Genomic DNA, 19,007 nt, shown 5'->3' on the forward strand with positions numbered 1-19,007 from the left:
TCTGGCGCCGAGTCTCATGTTTAATTGTTGTGCATTTGTAGTGGTATCACAGACCTCACTCGCATGACAAGAAAAAATTACTCTGAATCACAAATTCTCTCGTCACCATAAGCGCAAGGTTTCATAGTAATAGCAGGATAGAGTCATGGCGCTAGCGATTGTGCATAGCCGAGCGTGTGTCGGGGTAGAGGCTCCCAATGTGACGGTTGAAGTTCACATTTCCAATGGATTGCCAGGATTTGCGCTGGTGGGGTTACCGGAAACCACGGTCAAAGAAGCGCGTGATCGGGTCAGAAGTGCCATTGTGACCTCCAATTTTGAATTTCCGTCACGGCGTATTACCGTCAATTTGGCACCGGCGGATTTACCGAAAGAAGGAGGGCGTTTTGATTTGCCCATCGCGCTTGGCATTTTGGTCGCCTCAGGGCAAATTCCAGCGAAACGGCTGCATGAATTTGAGTTTCTCGGTGAGCTGGCGTTATCCGGGCAGTTGCGCCCCGTCAAAGGGGCATTACCGGCGGCGCTTGCCAGTCAAAAAGCGCAGCGCGCGCTCGTGGTCCCTGATGGTAACGCTAGCCAAGTGGCGTTGGTGGACAGCGAGCGCCATGTGTCAGCGCCCGATTTAATCGCAGTGTGTCAGCACTTAGCGGGCCAACAGAGTTTGCAGCTTAACGCGACACCACATGGGGATACAACGCCGGCGCCAACCCGCTGCTTACGTGACATCATCGGCCAGCAGCAAGGCAAACGCGCGCTAGAAATCGCCGCCAGTGGTTCACATAACTTGTTGTTTGTTGGACCGCCCGGAACGGGAAAAACCATGTTAGCGTCGCGTTTGTGCGACTTGCTTCCTCCCATGAACGACGAAGAAGCGTTAGCCTCCGCCGCGGTAACGTCATTAACCCAGCAACCTTTGCATGAGGGAAACTGGCGCCAGCGACCGTTTCGAAGTCCTCATCACTCTAGTTCTATGGCGGCACTGGTCGGGGGCGGAACGGTCCCGCGTCCCGGGGAGATCTCATTGGCGCACCAAGGGGTGCTGTTTTTGGATGAAATGCCAGAGTTTGAGCGTCGTGTGCTTGATGCGCTCCGCGAGCCGCTGGAGTCGGGTGAAATTATTATCTCGCGTGCTAACGGTAAAACCCGCTTCCCCGCGCGTTTTCAGTTGATTGGCGCATTAAACCCGAGCCCGACAGGCCATCATGAGGGCGAACTAGCGCGCTCTAATCCACAGCAAGTGTTGCGCTATTTGGCGCGTTTATCTGGCCCTTTGCTGGATAGGTTTGATATGTCGATTGAGATCCCGGCACTGCCGCGCGGGATGTTATCGAGCGGCGGCGACCGCGGTGAATCAACCGCAAAGGTGAGAGCGAGAGTTGCGTGTGCCCGTGCGCGTATGTTGGCGAGGCAAGGGAAAGTGAATGCGTTACTCAGCAATCGCGAAATGGAGGAATACTGTCAGCTTGCGCAGGTGGATGCTGCGTTTCTCGAGCAGGCATTGCATCGATTAGGACTGTCGGTACGGGCATACCATAGGATCATTAAAGTGGCGAGGACGATTGCCGATCTGGCCGAAGCGGAGGCGATAAGCCGCCCTCATCTTGCTGAGGCCTTAGGGTATCGGGCGATGGATGGCTTACTTCGCCATCTCAACGCCCAAGTCAGTTGATTACTTCTGGCTTAACAGGAAGTTAATCAGCTGGAAGTACTCTTCCGGGGTTTCGACGGTTTTCGGTGTCACGTGATATTTACCGTTCACGATCACCGCAGGCACGCCGCGTAGGCCGGCTTTTTCAAAAGATTGATCAAATCGTTTGGCCATCGAGTTGGCGGCAAAGCTGTTGTAAGCCGAATCGAACTCTTTGCCATCGACGCCGTTGTCGACAAACATTTGGCGAACGTCATCTAGCGACTTGGGCGCATTTTGGGCCACATGAATACGGTCAAAAATCACGGGGATCATGGTGTCTTCAACGTTTAAGACCACGGCGGTTGCATAGGCGCGTGTGACCACTTCACCCATATTGCCGCCCATGAAAGAAACGTGATTTTTTACCACTTTGGCATTGTCAGGCACTTGTTGCTTCAACTGCTGCACCAGTGGCTCAAATTGGAAGCAGTGCGGACAATAAAACGAGAAGAACTCGGTTACCGTTGGGGTGTCGGTCGCTGCGGTATCTAGGATTTGATAATCCTCGCCCGCTTTGAAGCGGCCGGGTTTGGCGGCGGGGACGTCGATCGCTTCTGCTGGCTCAGTTTGGGATTGGGTTTGCGTCGTGGCCTGTTGGCTTGTCGACTCGACGGTTTCAGGCTCAGAGCAGGCCGCAAGGCCGAGTACGAGCAAGATAGGAAGCAGTTTTTTCAGCATCATTGAATGACTCTCCGTTATCGGTTGAACGCTTACGGGTACAAGGTAAGCGATGGCGCTTGTAAGGCGGCAAGCTGCTCTTTAAAAGCAAGCACCTGACTTTCCCAGTATTTTGCCTCAGCAAACCAGGGGAATGCACGTGGAAATGCCGGGTCTTGCCAGCGTTTTGCTAACCACGCCATATAGTGCACCATTCTCAGACCACGTAAGGGCTCGATCAGTTGCAATTGGTCAGCAGGAAATTCACTAAACTCACGATAGCCTTCGGCAAGGGTATCAAGTTGGGCCAGCTGATCGGCACGGCTGCCGTTTAAAAACAGCCACAGATCTTGAATTGCGGGGCCATTGCGGGTGTCGTCAAAGTCGACAAATAACGGGCCATCGCGCCATAGAATATTGCTCGGATGGCAGTCGCCGTGCAAACGGATAATCGGCCAGTTGGTATGCCACCTTTCGCTAATGGCATCGATCAGTCGGTCAAGATCGGAGAAAAAGGTCGATTTAATCCCATCGGGGATCAGGCTCGCATGGGTCAATGCGTGGCGAGGTTGGTAGAGGTGGGTGTCGAGATCAAATCGCGCACGTGCCTGAAAAGGTCGAGCGGCACCGACTTGGTGAATACGGCCAAGATAGCGGCCAACCGCTTCGAGCTGGTCCCAGTTGTCGACTTCAAAGTTGCGCCCACCCACGCTGGGAAACAATGCAAAACGGTAGCCGTTGAAATGAAACAAGCTGGTCCCGTCGAGAACGAGTGGGGCGACGACGGGAACCTCCGCGTCGACTAACTCTTGGCAAAACGCATGTTCTTCAAGTATTTGCTCGTCTGTCCAGCGGGCAGGGCGATAAAACTTCACCACGTAGCGCTTGCCATCATCGGCAACAAATTGATAGACCCGATTCTCGTAGCTATTCAGTGCAAGTAAACCCGATTGTGGGTAAATCCCTACCGACTCAATGGCATCCAGTTGATGCTCAGGGGTGAGGGCGTGAAAATCAAAGCCAGGTTCAGTCATGGTTTGCTACTCATTCAGCACAGAAGTGTCATGGTAACAAATAAAAAGGGCGCTGCATGCGCCCTTGTTACCAATCAGCTGGGTGGCTGATTAAAGGTCTGTAATAAAGCGGCTTTCCGCTTGGACCTCTTTTTGTTTGTCGCCCGATGCACGCTCCATGACAAAAGTGATGTCGGCAATGCGTTGGGTCATCTCGTAGGTGTCCACGCCTAAACTGATGGGCAGTGAGAACACTTCTCCCGCTTGCACTTTAACGGTTTGTGGACCGTACCATTGCACATCTTTTAGCCCTTTCACCGAGAGGGTATAGGTTTCATCACTTTGGGTCTTATTGAGGATTTTCAGCGTGTAGGTATTCTCAATCAGTCCTTGATTGTTGACGCGATACAGTTGGTTACGGTCACGAATGACATCCAATTCCATAGGCATCACGGACATGGCTAAGTAGATAAACATAGCCGTGACAATGGTCATGACGATGCCGTAACCGACCAGTTTGGGTCGCATAACTGCCGTCTTCTTCCCTTCAAGCTTATGCTCGGTGGTATAGCTTATCAGTCCGCGTTCATAGCCCATACGGTCCATGGTTTGATCACAGGCATCAATACAGGCACCACAGTTGATACATTCATACTGTAGGCCATCGCGAATATCGATGCCGGTTGGGCAGACTTGAACACATAAATTACAGTCAATACAGTCACCAAGCCCCAACTCTTTAGGATCTTTTTTACGTGGACGTGGGCCACGTTTTTCGCCCCGTTCGACATCATAGCCGACAATAAAAGTGTCTTTGTCGAACATGGCGGATTGGAAACGTGCATAGGGACACATATGGATACACATAATCGAGCGCATCCAACCCGCATTTCCGTAAGTACAGGCGGCAAAGAAAATCACCCAAAAACCGACCCAGAAACTGGTATCGAAGGTGACTAAGTCCACCGCCAACTCGCGCATGGGGACAAAATAGCCGACAAAGGTCATGCCCGTAATTAAGGAGACTGCCCACCATGCCGCGTGTTTCGCAGTTTTGCGTACGGCCAGATCGGGCGTCATTTTTAATGAGTCTTGCTTACGACGCTTGTTGGCAGCACCTTCGAGCTTTTCTTCAAACCAGATAAACAGGAAGGTCCATACAGTTTGCGGGCAAAGGTATCCGCACCAGACGCGGCCGAGGAAGGTGGTAATAAAAAAGAGTCCGAACGCCCCAAGCATCAACAAAGCTGCCAATAAGGTCAGATCTTGTGGCCAAAGTGTGGTGCCAAAAAAGGTGAACTTCTGGTTGCCGATATCGAGCAAAATCGCTTGGCGCCCTTGATACGGGATCCAAGGAATAGCAAGAAACAGCACCATGAAAAACCAGCCCATGTAGCGGCGCATTTTTTGGTAATAGCCTTTTACCGCGCGCACATAAATGCGATTGCTTGGATTAAAGCGATCGTCAGCCCCTTTATGGGTCTTCGGATTGTATTCTTTTGCGGTCACGTCTTTGACGTCTATCTTTTCGTTGCTCATGACATTGGCTTTCCTTGGGATGTCGAGGCCTTGGTACGTTGCCAGACCCTGTTTATCGTTGTGACGCGTGATTATAGCGTAGCCAGATTCGCGAATACTCTATCAGTGTCATAGTTTGCGAAACAGTCACAAACTAGAACAATTCCAGCTATAACAGCGCACTATGTGTGCTCCCTGCCTCATTCCGCTTAAGATTGGATACCACGAGCACGCAAGATAGCGGCTTTGAAGTCCTCTTCGCTGTCTTTTGCCAAGCCGGGAATGGGGGCAGTTTTATCTTCTAGTCGCATTTTGAGTTGATAGATCAAGGTGTCGTCCGAGATGTTATCCAGCCCGTCTTGATGGCCAGCCTCTTGGGCAATGACAGTGAGCATCTCGACCAGTGAGCACTCTGGCGTTTTCTGCCACGACTGATTTAACAGCTCGAGCAGTTCATTGATGCGATGGCAATTCATAGGTGTCCTTTATGTGTGGCACGTAAAAAACACCATTTTGCCCGAGCGTATTGGGCTGAAACTTAGCCAAGATCAAATAAGGCGCAGGTGAGGATTAATTTATCGGCATCACGCGATTGCGGCCGAGTTTCTTAGCGCTGTATAAGTGCTTGTCAGCACGATGAATGAGATCTGACGCAGACTCACCCGTTTCATTATCGTACTCTGCAACGCCAATCGATACCGTGATATGGTCGAGCGTGTTGCCTCGGCGTCTGTCTTTGATAATCATCCGGTCGATAGCGGTGCGTATCGTTTCAGCAATCCGCTTGGCGCCATTGAGACGTTTTTGCGGGATGAGCAAAGCAAACTCTTCGCCGCCATAACGAAAGGCTTGGATGCCATCACGACAGTAATCGCTGAGGCGCTTGGCCACTTGTTTTAGCACAGTATCGCCAATCACATGACCATAGGTGTCGTTGAGCTTTTTAAAGTGGTCAAGGTCAATCATGGCGAGGCAAAAAGGCGGAGTGAGATTGCTGTCGATATAGGCGGCGAGTTCTCGGTCGAAGGCGCGGCGGTTTAATAGGCCGGTTAAGCCATCATGCGTGGCTTGCTCTGTCATTTCTGCCAGCGTCTGTTTGAGCTGAGAGATCTCTTGCTGCGCATCACTGAGCTGGTGCTTGAAGTAGCGGGTCGACTGGGTGAGCGATTGGGAGTCTTTAACCACGTTACGCACGACCGCGATGGTCTCATCGATAGACAAGCCTTCATCTTCCACCCGCGCAAGCTGTTCGAAGGTGCGATCTAACACACTCTGGAAGGCATCGGTGTCTTGCAACGTATCCGACATCGAGTGGCTCATCTCGGTCATCATCGACTCGAGGCTTTGCTTGAGAGCGCTCATGTCTTGGCTGTGTTTATCGGCGACGTGTTTTTGGTAGAGCATGTCACTTTGCAGCGGACTGCAGGTGCCATGATGCGTGAGCGTGTCGTCCACATCCGCATTGAGTTGAGGATCGGTATCCGCGACATAGGTGTACCACAATGCGTAGTTGGTAGGGGTGGTGGGCACCTTGTATTTCATCATTAACGGCACGGCTTTCTTTAGAAAACCGGTCGATTGTTGAAACTGATCATCCGACATGGCTACGTTGATACTCCCTGTCCGGTCGGGGGCCGAAAAAACACGTTATTATCAGTGTATACCCAAATTTAGGGCGCTGGCAGTGCGCGAGCCAAAAGTGTGTACCTGTAGGCCAGATTGGCCTACAGGGCATTGATTTAGAGAAAGAAAGGACTGGGCTGGAACAGGCGCTCTACGTCTGGAATGTATTTTTTATCGACCAAGAACATCACCACATGGTCGTCTTGTTGGATCACGGTTTTATCGTGTGCAATCAAGACTTCTTCGCCACGTACCACTGCCCCGATGGTGGTGCCGGGGGGCAGTTTGATATCGCCAATCTCACGGCCCACGACTTTGGATGTTGCAGCATCACCATGAGCGATGGCCTCGATGGCTTCGGCCGCGCCACGCCGTAGCGATGACACATTGACGATGTCACCACGACGAACGTGGGTTAGCAGGGCAGAGATAGTCGCTTGTTGAGGAGAGATGGCAATATCGATCGCGCCGCCTTGTACCAAGTCGACATACGCACCGCGTTGAATCAGCACCATGACTTTCTTTGCCCCAAGGCGTTTGGCCAACATGGCAGACATGATGTTCGCTTCATCTTCATTGGTCACCGCGATAAAGACATCGATTTGGTCAATGTGCTCTTCGCTCAACAGCTCTTGATCGGAGGCATCGCCACAAAATACCGTGGTATCTTCCAGCAACTCAGATAGGTGTTCGGCTCGGGCAGGATCGCGCTCGATAAGCTTAACGCTGTATTGGCGTTCAAGTGCCATGGCTAGGCCAGCCCCGATATTCCCGCCCCCGACAATCATGATCCGTTTGTAGGGTTTTTCGAGGCGTTGCAATTCACTCATCACGGAGCGAATGTGGTTACTGGCGGCGACAAAAAACACTTCGTCATCGGCTTCGATAATGGTGGTGCCTTGCGGGCGAATGGGGCGATCGCGACGGAAGATAGCGGCAACACGGGTATCGACGTGCGGCATATGCTCACGCAGTGCCGACAAAGCCTTTCCGACAAGCGGGCCGCCGTAATACGCTTTGACGGCGACTAAGCCCACTTTGTTATCGGCAAAACCGACCACCTGCAGCGCCCCTGGATATTCAATGAGGCGGCGAATGTAGCGGGTAACGAGCTCTTCGGGCGCAATTAAATGATCGACCGGACAGGCCTCGCGATTAAACAGCTGATCTTTGACTGCCAAGTACTCTGGGCTGCGGATCCGGGCGACACGGTTAGGTGTATTAAATCGGGTATACGCAACCTGACAAGCAATCATATTGGTCTCGTCAGAATTGGTGACCGCAACTAACATATCAGCATCTTGTGCGCCAGCTTCTTGCAGCGTTGAGGGATGGCTGGCATAGCCTTGCACCACGCGCAGATCGTATTTGTCTTGCAAGTCACGCAGTCGTTCAGGCGCACAATCGACAATGGTGATGTCGTTGTTTTCACCCACCAAGTTTTCTGCCAAGGTGCCGCCGACTTGTCCGGCGCCCAAGATGATGATTTTCATGTTATTAACTCTCCCTGCTTGGCACTTAGGTCAGTGACTTTTCCAAGCATGCGTAGTAAAAGCCGTCCATGTCTTGCTCGCCGGGTAAAACCTGACGTCCCGGTACTTCTGACGTGCCGGTGCGTAAGTTGGCATCTGGTGTACGGGCGAGAAAATCACGGATTTGATGGCGATTTTCATCAGGTAAAACAGAACAGGTTGCATACACAAGAGTACCGCCCGGCTTAAGCTGCTGCCACATTGCATCCAAGATTGCCGCTTGGAGCGTGACGAGGGCGGCAATGTCGCTATCACGGCGTAACCATTTGATGTCGGGGTGGCGACGGATCACACCGGTTGCCGAACAGGGTGCATCCAGCAAAATACGGTCAAATGCGGGACCTGAATGCCAAGCGCTGGGTTCGCGAGCATCGGCTTGTTTCACCGTGGCATTAAGCCCCAGTCGAGCAAGGTTCTCTTTGACGCGGCTCAATCTTTGCGCATCGGCATCAATCGCGGTCACGTGTGCGCTCGGTTGGTGCTCTAAGATATGACAGGTTTTTCCGCCCGGTGCCGCACAGCAATCAAGAATCGTCTCGTTTGCTTGCGGGGTCAGGTAGTCGACCGCGAGCTGGGCAGCGGCGTCTTGGACGGATACCCAACCTTGGTCAAACCCAGGTAAGCGCGAGACATCGCAAGGCTTGGTTAGTTTGATTGCATCGCCAGCCTCAACGAAGCACTCTCCATCAATGCCCGCTTCTTTGAGTAGTGCAAGATAGGTATCAGGGCGATGGTACTGACGATTAACCCGCAGCCACATGGGCGCTTTTTGATGGTTGGCCGCGACAATCGCTTGCCATTGCTCGGGATAGGCTTCTTGTAACCGCTTGAGTAGCCAACTGGGGTGGCAAAACTCGCCGGCGGCATTGGCGGTACTGGTTTCATCTAACGCGGTTTGCTCGCGTTGATATTGACGTAAGATGGCATTGATCAACCCACGAAGTTGAGGGCGCTTGAGTGTTTGGGTGGCGTTCACGGTTTCAGCCACTGCTGCATGCGCTGGGATGCGCATATAACCTAATTGATACAAGCCGACCAGAATGAGGTGATGGAAGACACGTTGTTTGCCTTTCAGTGGCTTATCCATCAAGGATTGCACGATTTGCTCAAGGCGTGGCAACCAACGTAAGGTGCCATAACACATCTCTTGTAATAAGGCCGCATCACGCGGTGCGATACGTTGCTGGGCTAAAGGCAGTTGTTGTGACAGGGACTGACCCTGATCGACAACTTGATACAGAACGCGGGCAGCCGCGGCTCTTACATTCATGCTGTTACCTACATTGCAGCCAAGTGGCGAGTCGTATGCCACCAAGGGGCGTTAACCAATAAAAAAGGCCAGTGGACTGGCCTTTGAATGACGATGACACGGGAAACCGTGTTCATTATAGCTGTGTACCAATCTCAAACCATTCACGGCGCGCGTTGAGCAGCTCATGGGCTTGCATGGCTTTTTTACCGGGAGGCTGAAGCTGTGTTAGCTGGAGTACACCTTTGCCGGTAGCAACCTGAATACCGTGCTTGTCGGTATTGATCACCGTGCCTGGTGTGGCCTCGACATCAATGTCGAGCACATTGGCCTGCCAGACTTTGATATTTTGCTCTCCCAAGGTGAAGTAGCTGACTGGACGTGGATTAAAGGCGCGAATGCAGCGTCCGATAAACGCAGCATCTTGTGTCCAATCAATTTTGGCTTCTTGCTTGGTCAGCTTCTCGGCATAGTTGGCTTTGGCATCGTTTTGTGGCTCGGCAAGAATAATGCCGTTGGCCATGTCATTGAGACAATCAATCAAGGCTTGGGGCCCCAATTCTGCCAAACGCGTATACAAGCTGGCACTGGTATCGGTTTCTTCGATAGGCAGCGTGGCGATTTTTAGCATATCACCGGTATCAAGGCCTTCGTCCATCTGCATGATGGTGACACCGGTTTCGGTATCTCCTGCCCATACGGCACGCTCTATCGGCGCGGCGCCGCGCCAACGTGGCAAGATAGAACCGTGGACATTCACACAGCCCAAACGAGGTGTATCCAATACCGCTTTGGGCAGAATCAGCCCGTAAGCGACCACCACCATCACGTCGACGTTCAAGGCAGCCAGTTCCGCTTGTGCTTGTTCATCACGCAACGTGCGGGGTTGATACACGGGTAAGTCATGCTCAAGCGCGAGCTTTTTCACTGGGCTTGCCGTGAGCTTCTTGCCTCGGCCTGCCGGTTTATCTTCGCGGCTATAAACCGCAATCACCTCATGCTCGCTGTTGAGCAGGGCCTGCAAATGGCGCGCGGCAAAATCCGGCGTGCCCGCAAATACAATACGCAGCGGTGTACTCAAAGTGACCTCAGCTTGCTTTTTGGTTAGCGCGTTTGATTTTTTCCATCTTCTGCTTGATGCGTTGACGCTTCAATGGCGAGAGGTAGTCAACAAACAACTTACCTTCCAAATGGTCGAGCTCATGCTGGACACAAATGGCCAACAGGTCGTCAGCATCAAACTGAAATGGATTGCCGTCGCGGTCTAACGCTTTCACAGTCACTTCGGCAGCACGTGGCACCAAGGCACGGGAACCCGGTACGGACAGGCAGCCTTCTTCGATACCGTCTTCGCCACGTTTTTCGATGATCTCTGGGTTAATTAACACCATAGGGTCATCACGGGTTTCAGATATATCGATCACCACGATACGTTGGTGAAAATCCACCTGGGTCGCGGCGAGACCAATACCGTCTTCGTCGTACATGGTCTCGAGCATGTCGTCGACCATTTTTTGGATCTCAGGCGTCACTGCTTCGACCGGCTTGGCGACGGTGCGAAGACGCTCATCTGGGAATGTTAATACGTTCAATAAAGCCATAACGTCTCATAAAAATTGAACTGTGCCGAAAGCGGCACGGGGTAATTGGGTTAATTCTAGACATTTTGACAGCCAATTGACAGCATCAGCATCATCCGTCTGGTGAGGAAGACATTGATGACAAGAAAGCTGTTCAATCTCGCCGCCGCTGGGCTATTGGCTATCGCGCTACCAGTACTGGCAGCCAGCTCTGCCGAGAGTCAGCGATATGTGGTTGAGCGAGGGGATACCCTGTGGGATATCGCCGCTACCTTTTTCGATAACCCTTGGCAATGGCCTGAGGTGTGGTACGCAAATCCGACCATAAAGGATCCCAATCTGATTTATCCCGGCGATGTGCTCACCCTCACATGGCAAGCGGGGAAACCGACCGTTAGCTATAAGCCTAGGCGTGCGATTGCAGCAAAGGGAGATTCGCCTAAGACGCCAGCGCTGAGCAGTGTCGATCCTATGCTGCTGCCGTACTTACAGCAGGACATGCTGGTTGAAAAGGCGCGTTTGGTGGCGCTGCCTCGCGTCCTTGGCTCAACGGATGGGCGTCAATATTTGTCAGTGCACGATACCCTGTATGTGGATGCGTCGCTGAGTGCTAAGGATTGGCAAGTGTTTCGGGTTGAGAAAACCTTTTTACGCCCTGCGACGTCAGAGGCTAGCGCCGAACCTACCGCGATGGTGAGCTTAAAACATGTGGCTGATGGAAGCATCCGTGCGCGAAGTGAAGGGCGCAGTGTGATGACATTGACTCGGGTAGTGCAAGAAGTGCGCCCCAATGATGTCTTGTTACCTTTACCCGAGAACACGCATCCGCGCTTTTGGCCCCAAGCGGCTCAAACTGATGCCACATTATTAGGGCATCTTTATGGCAGTGAGTATGTCGCGAATGGTCAGCTTGTGGTGCTTGATAAAGGCGCCAATGATGGCGTGGCAGCCGGGCAAATGTTTACTGTCACTGAAGCCGGTGCCAACGTATTAAATGGCCCTGGTGAGTATCGCTATCAAAACGCGAGTGACAGTGCCGCCCAGCCGATGACCGCCTTGCCTGATGTGACGGTGGGACAAACCATGGTGGTTCGGGCATACCCTTGGGTCAGTTTGGCTGTGATTACCCAAGCGCGTCAGCCAATTAAAGCCGGCATGCATGCGGTGCCACCTTCCCCTCAACTGGCCTATGCGCGATAAATCCCTGCGAGGGTGGTTGATACTGACCCAAGTGCCGCGGTTGCGCGTTTCTCAGCGACGCGCGCTGTTGGCCAAAGTGCCCATCGATGCGTTGAGTGAGCAAACTGCTCATGATCTTGCCGCGGTTGGCTTAACCGCGGAGCAATGTCAGGCTATCACGCATCCCAATCATGCCATGATTGAGCGTAGCCTTGAGTGGGCGAGGCAAGAGCATTGCCACTTGGTTGGCTTTGATCATCCAGCTTACCCTGCATTACTCCGAGAAATCGCACGGCCGCCTTTGCTCTTATATGTGCAAGGCGATCTGACTTGCTTGGCGATGCCTCAATTGGCGATGGTTGGCAGTCGTCACGCGACCCCGCAAGGCTTAGAAACGGCGTATCAATTTGCTAAACAACTGGTTGAGCATGGTGTTGCGATTACCAGTGGGCTTGCGCTAGGTATCGATGGGCGGGCACACAAAGGCGCACTTGAAGGTCACGGTAAGACATTGGCGGTGCTAGGAAGCGGGCTTGCCAATGTGTATCCCGCACGACATCGCGCATTGGCCGAGCGGATTGAAGCACAGGGTGCACTGGTTTCAGAGTTCTGGCCAGAGGCACCGCCAAGGGCTGAGCACTTTCCGCGGCGCAACCGGTTGATCAGTGGCCTGTCGGCAGGCGTATTAGTGGTAGAGGCCGCGCCACAAAGTGGGTCACAGATCACGGCACGTTATGCACTTGAGCAAAATCGTGATGTGTTTGCGATTCCTGGGCCCATTGACCAAGTCCAGTCGCGTGGATGCCACCAATTGATTAAACAAGGGGCCACACTCACAGACTGTGTCGATGATATCTTGCATGAAATTGATAGCCTGATAAGCTTCGCCGCGTGTCAACAAACCGAATTATTTAGTGACGCGCCTAAGTTAGATACACATGAAGGATTGCCATTTCCTGAGCTGTTGGCTAACGTAGGTACTAAAGCGACGTGTGTCGACGTACTGGCTGAGCGCTGCAACCAACCGGTTCACGAAATCATGATGCAGTTGTTAGACTTAGAACTCCAGGGGCTTGTAGCAGCAGTACCCGGTGGCTATGTCAGAACGAGGAGGGGCTAGCCATGATGGACATTCTTATGTACCTGTTCGAAACCTACATCCACAGCGATGTGGAAGTGATGATCGATCAGGACGAGTTAGCAGATGAATTGTCCCGCGCGGGTTTTCATCAAGACGATATATATAAAGCCCTGAACTGGCTTGAAAAGCTGGCACAGTTGCAAAATGCGGATAAACAGCCTTACCTATCAGGCAGTGCCCAAAGCTCGATCCGAATCTATACCGAGCAAGAAACGCGCTTTATTGACCAAGAAAGCCGAGGCTTCCTCTTATTCTTAGAGCAGGCTGGGGTGCTTTCACCGGAAACGCGTGAAATGGTCATCGATCGGGTGATGGAACTCGAGACCCAAGAATTTGGTCTTGATGATCTAAAATGGGTTATTTTGATGGTGCTGTTTAACGTGCCTGGTAACGAACGTGCGTATACACAGATGGAAGAAATGCTGTACGACGCACAAGAGGGATACGTGCATTAACGCTTATCAATGACAGTAAAAGGTGTGAATGAGTAAAGATAACACCCCGAATACCCACGAGCGCTGCCCGGAATGTGGCAGCGCTCTTGCGTTTAAATCGGGCAAACGAGGCCCGTTTCTGGCCTGTACCGCCTATCCAGACTGCCACTATACCAAAGCTTTACATCATGGTGATGGCCATGTAGTAAAAGCGCTTGGCGTGGCTTGCCCGGCGTGTCATCAGGGAGAATTGGTGTTACGCCAAGGTCGATTCGGTATGTTTATTGGCTGTGATCAGTTCCCGCAATGTACGCATATCGAAAAACCGGATGAACCCGATCATACCACCCTAACCTGCCCAGCCTGCCACAAAGGTGAGCTGGTGGAGCGCACCTCGCGTTACGGCAAGCGCTTTTTTGCCTGTGACCAATACCCTAAGTGTCATTTTGCGGTAAACGCACAACCGATAGCCGGCACCTGCGAGCAATGTGGTTTTGCGCTGCTGGTGGAGCGTAAGAAAGGTGGCAAGACAGTACATCAATGTGCCGATAAGTCCTGCAGCGCGATTCAAGGTGAATCGGCTGCAGAATCGGAGAGCGAAGGCTAATCGGTTTGCGCGGCGAGAGCTAATGCCGCCGATTTCAAACCGTGAAAAGCATCGCAGGGAAGGTAGCTGGCGAGACTGGCTAACTTGGTGGCAAGCGCCGCGTTCGATGTGGCCGTGACATTAATATGACCCACTTTGCGCCCCGGACGAGGCGTTTTGTTGTACCAATGCACATGGGCATCACGATAGGTCGCAAGCGGGACACTGCCTTGGCCTAAGATATTGATCATTGCCGTCGGCTGAATTAACTCGGTCGGGCCGAGGGGTAAGCCGCTGACCGCGCGCAGGTGGTTTTCAAATTGGCAACACGCGCTACCTTGCTGTGTCCAGTGACCGGAGTTGTGCACCCGAGGCGCTATCTCGTTCACCAGCAAGCTGCCGTCTACATCAAAGAATTCCACCGCAAGCACCCCCACATAGTTAAGCGCGCTGGCAATTTTTTCCAACATGTCCGCCGCCTGTGTTTGCAAGGCATCCTCATCCGGGCGCACCACAGACAAGGTTAGTATCCCATCATGGTGGTGGTTTTGGGTCAGGCTATAGCTGGCAAATTCACCATTCGCGCCACGCACACCAATCAGTGACACTTCTCGATCAAAAGGGATCATGGCTTCGGCAATGATGGCTTGGCCATCGCGCTGTTCGGGCGCGGTGAGAAAGGCGTCGAGCTCGGCCCATAATGCGTGAAGATCATCGCCGTCACGATAGCGCCACTGTCCTTTGCCGTCATAACCATCCAAGGTGCTTTTGAGGACCAAGGGCGCGCCTAGTGCGTCGACCGCCTTTTCTAAATCAGCCTGTGTATACACCACTCGGTATGGCGCATTGGCGACGCCTGCTTGCATCAGCAGGGCTTTCTCAATTTGGCGGTCGCCACCGGTTAGAATCGCCTGAGCACTGGGGCGTAACTTCCCGCTTTGCTCGCATTGGTGCAAGATATCAGCGGGGATATGCTCAAATTCCGCGGTAATAATATCTGCGCCAGCGATGGCCGTATTGAGGCCGTGCCCCAGTGGTTGCAGCGTCAGTGGGTGAATAATGTCGCCACTACGCACATCATAGGCGCTGACGATAAGATTGAGCGGTGCGCCGGCCAAGGCCATCATCCGGGCCAGTTGTCCCGCACCTAACACCAGAATATTCATGGCCTTACCCTTGTGGATTGGGTTGAGCGAGAACGGCTTCAGTTTGCGCTTGGCGAAACGCATCCACTTTTGCCATCAAGTCAGGGTCGGCCGTTGCGAGAATTTGTGCGGCAAGGAGGCCTGCATTCGCGGCGCCTGCGTCTCCAATGGCGAGTGTGCCCACTGCCACGCCTTTGGGCATTTGAGCAATAGAAAGCAATGAGTCCATGCCCTTTAACGCTTTTGACTGGACCGGCACGCCGAGCACCGGCAGGCTGGTGTGTGCGGCGGTCATCCCAGGCAAATGGGCGGCCCCCCCAGCGCCGGCAATAATCACTTTAATCCCGCGCTCGGCCGCTTGTTGGGCGTAGTCGGCAAGTAACTGTGGTGTGCGATGGGCGGAGACAATACGGGTTTCGTAAGGGATGGCAAAATGATCCAACATAGCCGCTGCATGTGTCATGGTAGGCCAATCGGATTGCGAGCCCATGATGATACCGACAGTCATAATACGTCCTTCTTGATGACAAGCGTGAATAAGATAAGCTGAGCGTGGCGCGAATTATACCCAGATTTCACCGCAAGGAAAACGTTTGCGTCGGCGGTGGGGGATGAAATTCCGTCAAGATCCCACTGCGTGGATCAGGTAAAGTACGCATATAGTCTCAGTAACAAAGGATGTGAGCGTGGCACACGGTCAATCGACAATTGATAAGCAAGCCGTGAAGGCTTTTTTCCTCCAGCTCCAAGATGATATTTGCCAGCAGCTTGCGCAAGAAGATGGTCAAGCGCATTTTATTGAAGATGCGTGGGAGCGTGAGAAAGGGGGCGGTGGTCGCAGTCGCGTCCTGCGTCAGGGCCAAGTATTTGAGCAAGCGGGAGTGAACTTCTCGCACGTATTTGGCGATCAAATGCCTGCCTCGGCGACCGCGCATCGCCCAGAGCTCGCTGGGCGCTGTTTTGAGGCCATGGGGGTGTCGTTAGTAATCCACCCTCACAACCCTTACGTGCCGACCTCGCACGCGAACGTGCGGTTTTTCATTGCTGAAAAGGAAGGCGCCGACCCTGTGTGGTGGTTTGGCGGCGGCTTTGACCTCACGCCTTTCTATCCGTTCGAGGAAGACTGCCAGCACTGGCATGAGACCGCCAAAGCCTTGTGCGCGCCCTTCGGTGATAGCGTGTACGCTGATCACAAGGCGTGGTGCGATCGCTATTTTTACCTCCCCCATCGCGATGAAACCCGTGGCGTCGGCGGGCTTTTCTTTGATGATTTGAACCAGTGGCCATTCGAGCAGTGCTTTGCCTACACCCAAGCGGTTGGAAAAGGTTTTATCGATGCTTACCTGCCGATTGTACAGCGCCGCAAGGCAACGCCCTATGGTGAGCGTGAGCGAGATTTCCAGCTTTACCGCCGCGGACGCTATGTCGAATTTAACTTGGTGTATGACAGAGGTACGCTATTTGGCTTACAAAGTGGTGGGCGTACCGAATCTATCCTGATGTCGATGCCGCCGATGGCACGTTGGGAATATAATTGGTCACCCGATGAAGACGCGCCGGAAGCGAGACTCTATCGCGACTATCTCAAACCGAGGGAGTGGTAACAGATGACCGATCGTTATTGTGTGGTCGGCCACCCGATTGGCCACAGTAAGTCGCCGCAGATCCACGCCGCATTTGCGACGCAAACCCAACAAGACATCGACTATCAAGCCATTGAAGCGCCGCTCGAAGGCTTTGTGACCAGTATGCAGGCGTTTTTTGCGCAAGGAGGGCGCGGCGCCAATGTGACCGTGCCTTTTAAACAGCAAGCGTATGAATGGGCTGATACACTGACAGAGCGTGCCCGCCGCGCCGGTGCCGTGAATACGCTGGTTAAGCAAAGCGATGGTTCCCTACTGGGTGATAATACGGATGGGGCAGGTTTGGTGACTGATTTGCACTACCACCATGTGGCACTGCGTGATAAGCGCATTATGGTCGTGGGTGCGGGCGGTGCAGCACGGGGTGTGTTGCTTCCTTTACTGGAGCAAGAGCCAGCATCGCTGATGATTGTGAATCGCACCGAGCAAAAAGCCCAGCAACTAGCCGCTGCATTTGGTGAGGCCGGACCGATCACCAGCCATGCCGTGGATAAAACTATGGCGGCGCCGGTTGATGTGATCATTAATGCGACCTCGGCGAGTTTACATCAAAGTCATCCTCCTCTCCCTCACGGCGCGATTGGTCCAGCGACCACTGTCTATGACATGGTGTATCAAGCTGGCTGCACAACCAGTAACCAGTGGGCGCAACGCCAAGGAGCAGGGCGGTGTTTAGACGGTTTGGGTATGCTGGTGGAACAAGCGGCGGAAAGCTTTGCTATATGGCGCGGCTGTCGGCCGCAAACCGAACGTGTGCGTAAGCAGTTAAGAGAGGCACTCAATCAATGAATCAATCCCTTATTCTTGCTGCGGACCAAGCGCAGGTCGACACGGCAAAGGCCCGTGTTTGTTTTTACGGCCAACTTAATGGTGCATTGTTAACATGCGCTGTTCGCTTTACCACCTTATCCGCGCTCGCCGGCTGTGCGGTGGACACGGATAATGCGCAGGCGATCGTCGAACAAGTCTGGTTTGATATAGAAGAGCAAATGGAAGCGGCCATCGAATCAGAAGCGTTTGAACCCGATGGCAGCTTGGTGATCTAGCGCTCGCAGCGGTAGATGTCTTTGGTGTCGACATAGTTTTGCGCTGAGCGTGCAAAATAAGCACGCTCTTTGTCGGTAAGGGGGCGAACCTGTTTAACCGGTGAGCCAACATACAGATAGCCACTCTCTAAGCGTTTTCCGGGCGGGACTAAACTGCCAGCGCCAATCAGTACTTCATCTTCTATCACAGCGTCATCAAGAATAATCGTCCCCATTCCCACTAGGACTCGGTTGCCAATCCGACAGCCGTGTAACATGACTTTGTGGCCGATTGTCACTTCTTCGCCAATGATCAGCGGGTAACCTTGTGGGTTTTCGGCATTTTTGTGAGTAACATGAAGGACTGAGCCATCTTGCACATTGGTCCGAGCGCCAATCTGGATATGGTTAACGTCACCACGCGCTGCAACCAGCGGCCAAATACTCACATCATCACCTAGCGTAATATCGCCAGCCAATACACTGGATTCATCAATATAGACGCGTTCGCCAAGCTGAGGCGTCATGCCTTTATAAGCGCGCAGCTGTTTTGCCATCACAAATCCCTCTTTATATCGCTATACAATGTCAGATAACGCTGACTTTGGTACCAGTTTTACACCCTAGCGAGCAAAAAAACAGCGAGTGACAGTTTTTTTCTAAAAAACCACTAAAAAGGGGTTGCCAATCTGATCAGCTTCCCTATAATGCGCCTCCATCGACACGGCACACAGGGCAAGCGCTCAGCGGCCATGTCGGGGCAAAAAATTAAATAAAAATAAACGCTTGACGTGAGTTTTTAAATGATTAAGATAGCCCACCTACTTAACGCCGACAACGCGTTAGGGGAGTCAAGAAGAGGTTTTGTTTTCGCCGGTTGGCATCAACAAAAAGATAAAATTTCTTCTTGACTTCATCGGCAAGGCGAGTAATATACGCAGCCCTGACCGAGCGAAGCAACGCTTCGCAAGTCAACGCTCTTTAACAATTTG

General features: G+C 52.8%; 19 protein-coding genes and 1 pseudogene. 8 read left to right on the plus strand and 12 right to left on the minus strand.

Annotation, left to right across the window (positions count from 1 at the left end):
* Nucleotides 1-145 precede the first annotated feature (145 nt).
* A complete protein-coding gene (locus BZJ19_RS12930; protein WP_077675919.1) occupies nucleotides 146-1,669 on the plus strand; it encodes a YifB family Mg chelatase-like AAA ATPase in 1,524 nt (507 codons plus the stop codon).
* Here the strand turns inward: BZJ19_RS12930 and BZJ19_RS12935 are convergent, their stop codons facing one another.
* From BZJ19_RS12935 to def, 9 genes and pseudogenes are all read right to left on the minus strand, one after another.
* On the minus strand, nucleotides 1,670-2,371 hold the full coding sequence (locus BZJ19_RS12935) for a thiol:disulfide interchange protein DsbA/DsbL (protein WP_235608235.1): 702 nt from the start codon (nucleotides 2,369-2,371) through the stop codon (nucleotides 1,670-1,672).
* 29 nt (nucleotides 2,372-2,400) lie between these two features.
* Entirely contained in the window at nucleotides 2,401-3,381 is a 981-nt protein-coding gene (locus tag BZJ19_RS12940) for a serine/threonine protein kinase (protein WP_077675920.1), read from the minus strand.
* A 90-nt stretch (nucleotides 3,382-3,471) separates the two neighbouring features.
* Complete coding sequence (ccoG, locus tag BZJ19_RS12945; protein ID WP_077675921.1) at nucleotides 3,472-4,899, minus strand: cytochrome c oxidase accessory protein CcoG; 1,428 nt, start codon at nucleotides 4,897-4,899, stop codon at nucleotides 3,472-3,474.
* Between the two features lie 188 nt (nucleotides 4,900-5,087).
* Entirely contained in the window at nucleotides 5,088-5,354 is a 267-nt protein-coding gene (locus tag BZJ19_RS12950) for a YihD family protein (protein ID WP_077675922.1), read from the minus strand.
* A 94-nt stretch (nucleotides 5,355-5,448) separates the two neighbouring features.
* Nucleotides 5,449-6,480, minus strand: a complete 1,032-nt coding sequence (locus BZJ19_RS12955) for a GGDEF domain-containing protein (RefSeq protein ID WP_077675923.1) — start codon at nucleotides 6,478-6,480, stop codon at nucleotides 5,449-5,451.
* Nucleotides 6,481-6,617: 137 nt separating this feature from the next.
* A pseudogene (gene trkA / locus BZJ19_RS12960) lies at nucleotides 6,618-8,000 on the minus strand (Trk system potassium transporter TrkA); the annotation flags it as partial.
* 19 nt (nucleotides 8,001-8,019) lie between these two features.
* The gene (gene rsmB / locus BZJ19_RS12965; RefSeq protein WP_077675924.1) at nucleotides 8,020-9,303 is read right to left on the minus strand and encodes a 16S rRNA (cytosine(967)-C(5))-methyltransferase RsmB; all 1,284 of its coding nucleotides are present in this window, start codon (nucleotides 9,301-9,303) and stop codon (nucleotides 8,020-8,022) included.
* Nucleotides 9,304-9,418: 115 nt separating this feature from the next.
* Nucleotides 9,419-10,363, minus strand: coding sequence for a methionyl-tRNA formyltransferase (gene fmt, locus BZJ19_RS12970; RefSeq protein WP_077675925.1), 945 nt, complete (start codon nucleotides 10,361-10,363; stop codon nucleotides 9,419-9,421).
* Between the two features lie 7 nt (nucleotides 10,364-10,370).
* Entirely contained in the window at nucleotides 10,371-10,883 is a 513-nt protein-coding gene (gene def / locus BZJ19_RS12975) for a peptide deformylase (RefSeq protein ID WP_077675926.1), read from the minus strand.
* A gap of 117 nt (nucleotides 10,884-11,000) precedes the next feature.
* Here def and BZJ19_RS12980 point away from each other — a divergent pair, with 117 nt between their 5' ends.
* From BZJ19_RS12980 to BZJ19_RS12995, 4 genes are read left to right on the plus strand one after another with little or no spacing between them, the layout of a single operon-like run.
* The gene (locus tag BZJ19_RS12980) at nucleotides 11,001-12,062 is read left to right on the plus strand and encodes a LysM peptidoglycan-binding domain-containing protein (RefSeq protein WP_077675927.1); all 1,062 of its coding nucleotides are present in this window, start codon (nucleotides 11,001-11,003) and stop codon (nucleotides 12,060-12,062) included.
* Nucleotides 12,022-13,161 (plus strand): DNA-processing protein DprA, encoded by a 1,140-nt coding sequence (gene dprA / locus BZJ19_RS12985; RefSeq protein WP_235608236.1) that lies wholly within the window; start codon nucleotides 12,022-12,024, stop codon nucleotides 13,159-13,161. The genes BZJ19_RS12980 and dprA overlap by 41 nt, the downstream gene beginning before the upstream one ends.
* A gap of 2 nt (nucleotides 13,162-13,163) precedes the next feature.
* Nucleotides 13,164-13,637 carry a DUF494 family protein gene (locus BZJ19_RS12990; protein WP_046074885.1) on the plus strand — a complete coding sequence of 158 codons (474 nt, stop codon included), beginning with the start codon at nucleotides 13,164-13,166 and terminating at the stop codon, nucleotides 13,635-13,637.
* A gap of 28 nt (nucleotides 13,638-13,665) precedes the next feature.
* A complete protein-coding gene (locus tag BZJ19_RS12995) occupies nucleotides 13,666-14,223 on the plus strand; it encodes a DNA topoisomerase family protein (protein ID WP_077579374.1) in 558 nt (185 codons plus the stop codon).
* On the opposite strand, the gene BZJ19_RS13000 is transcribed toward BZJ19_RS12995, so the two are convergent.
* Together BZJ19_RS13000 and purE are read right to left on the minus strand one after the other, a co-directional pair.
* Nucleotides 14,220-15,368, minus strand: coding sequence for a 5-(carboxyamino)imidazole ribonucleotide synthase (locus BZJ19_RS13000; protein ID WP_077675929.1), 1,149 nt, complete (start codon nucleotides 15,366-15,368; stop codon nucleotides 14,220-14,222). The two genes, BZJ19_RS12995 and BZJ19_RS13000, sit on opposite strands and share 4 nt — an antisense overlap.
* Before the next feature lie 4 nt (nucleotides 15,369-15,372).
* Complete coding sequence (gene purE, locus BZJ19_RS13005) at nucleotides 15,373-15,855, minus strand: 5-(carboxyamino)imidazole ribonucleotide mutase (protein ID WP_069362358.1); 483 nt, start codon at nucleotides 15,853-15,855, stop codon at nucleotides 15,373-15,375.
* A gap of 178 nt (nucleotides 15,856-16,033) precedes the next feature.
* Between purE and hemF the strand changes: the two genes are divergently transcribed.
* The 3 genes from hemF to BZJ19_RS13020 are packed head-to-tail and all read left to right on the plus strand — an operon-like array spanning nucleotide 16,034 to nucleotide 18,036.
* A complete protein-coding gene (gene hemF, locus BZJ19_RS13010) occupies nucleotides 16,034-16,951 on the plus strand; it encodes an oxygen-dependent coproporphyrinogen oxidase (protein WP_046074889.1) in 918 nt (305 codons plus the stop codon).
* Between the two features lie 3 nt (nucleotides 16,952-16,954).
* Complete coding sequence (gene aroE / locus BZJ19_RS13015; protein ID WP_077675930.1) at nucleotides 16,955-17,779, plus strand: shikimate dehydrogenase; 825 nt, start codon at nucleotides 16,955-16,957, stop codon at nucleotides 17,777-17,779.
* Entirely contained in the window at nucleotides 17,776-18,036 is a 261-nt protein-coding gene (locus BZJ19_RS13020; protein ID WP_077675931.1) for a DUF1488 family protein, read from the plus strand. The genes aroE and BZJ19_RS13020 overlap by 4 nt, the downstream gene beginning before the upstream one ends.
* On the opposite strand, the gene BZJ19_RS13025 is transcribed toward BZJ19_RS13020, so the two are convergent.
* Nucleotides 18,033-18,572 carry a gamma carbonic anhydrase family protein gene (locus BZJ19_RS13025; protein ID WP_074213863.1) on the minus strand — a complete coding sequence of 180 codons (540 nt, stop codon included), beginning with the start codon at nucleotides 18,570-18,572 and terminating at the stop codon, nucleotides 18,033-18,035. The genes BZJ19_RS13020 and BZJ19_RS13025 overlap by 4 nt on opposite strands.
* Nucleotides 18,573-19,007 lie beyond the last annotated feature (435 nt).

Source organism: Salinivibrio proteolyticus (genome assembly GCF_001996165.1).
Taxonomy (GTDB): domain Bacteria; phylum Pseudomonadota; class Gammaproteobacteria; order Enterobacterales; family Vibrionaceae; genus Salinivibrio; species Salinivibrio proteolyticus.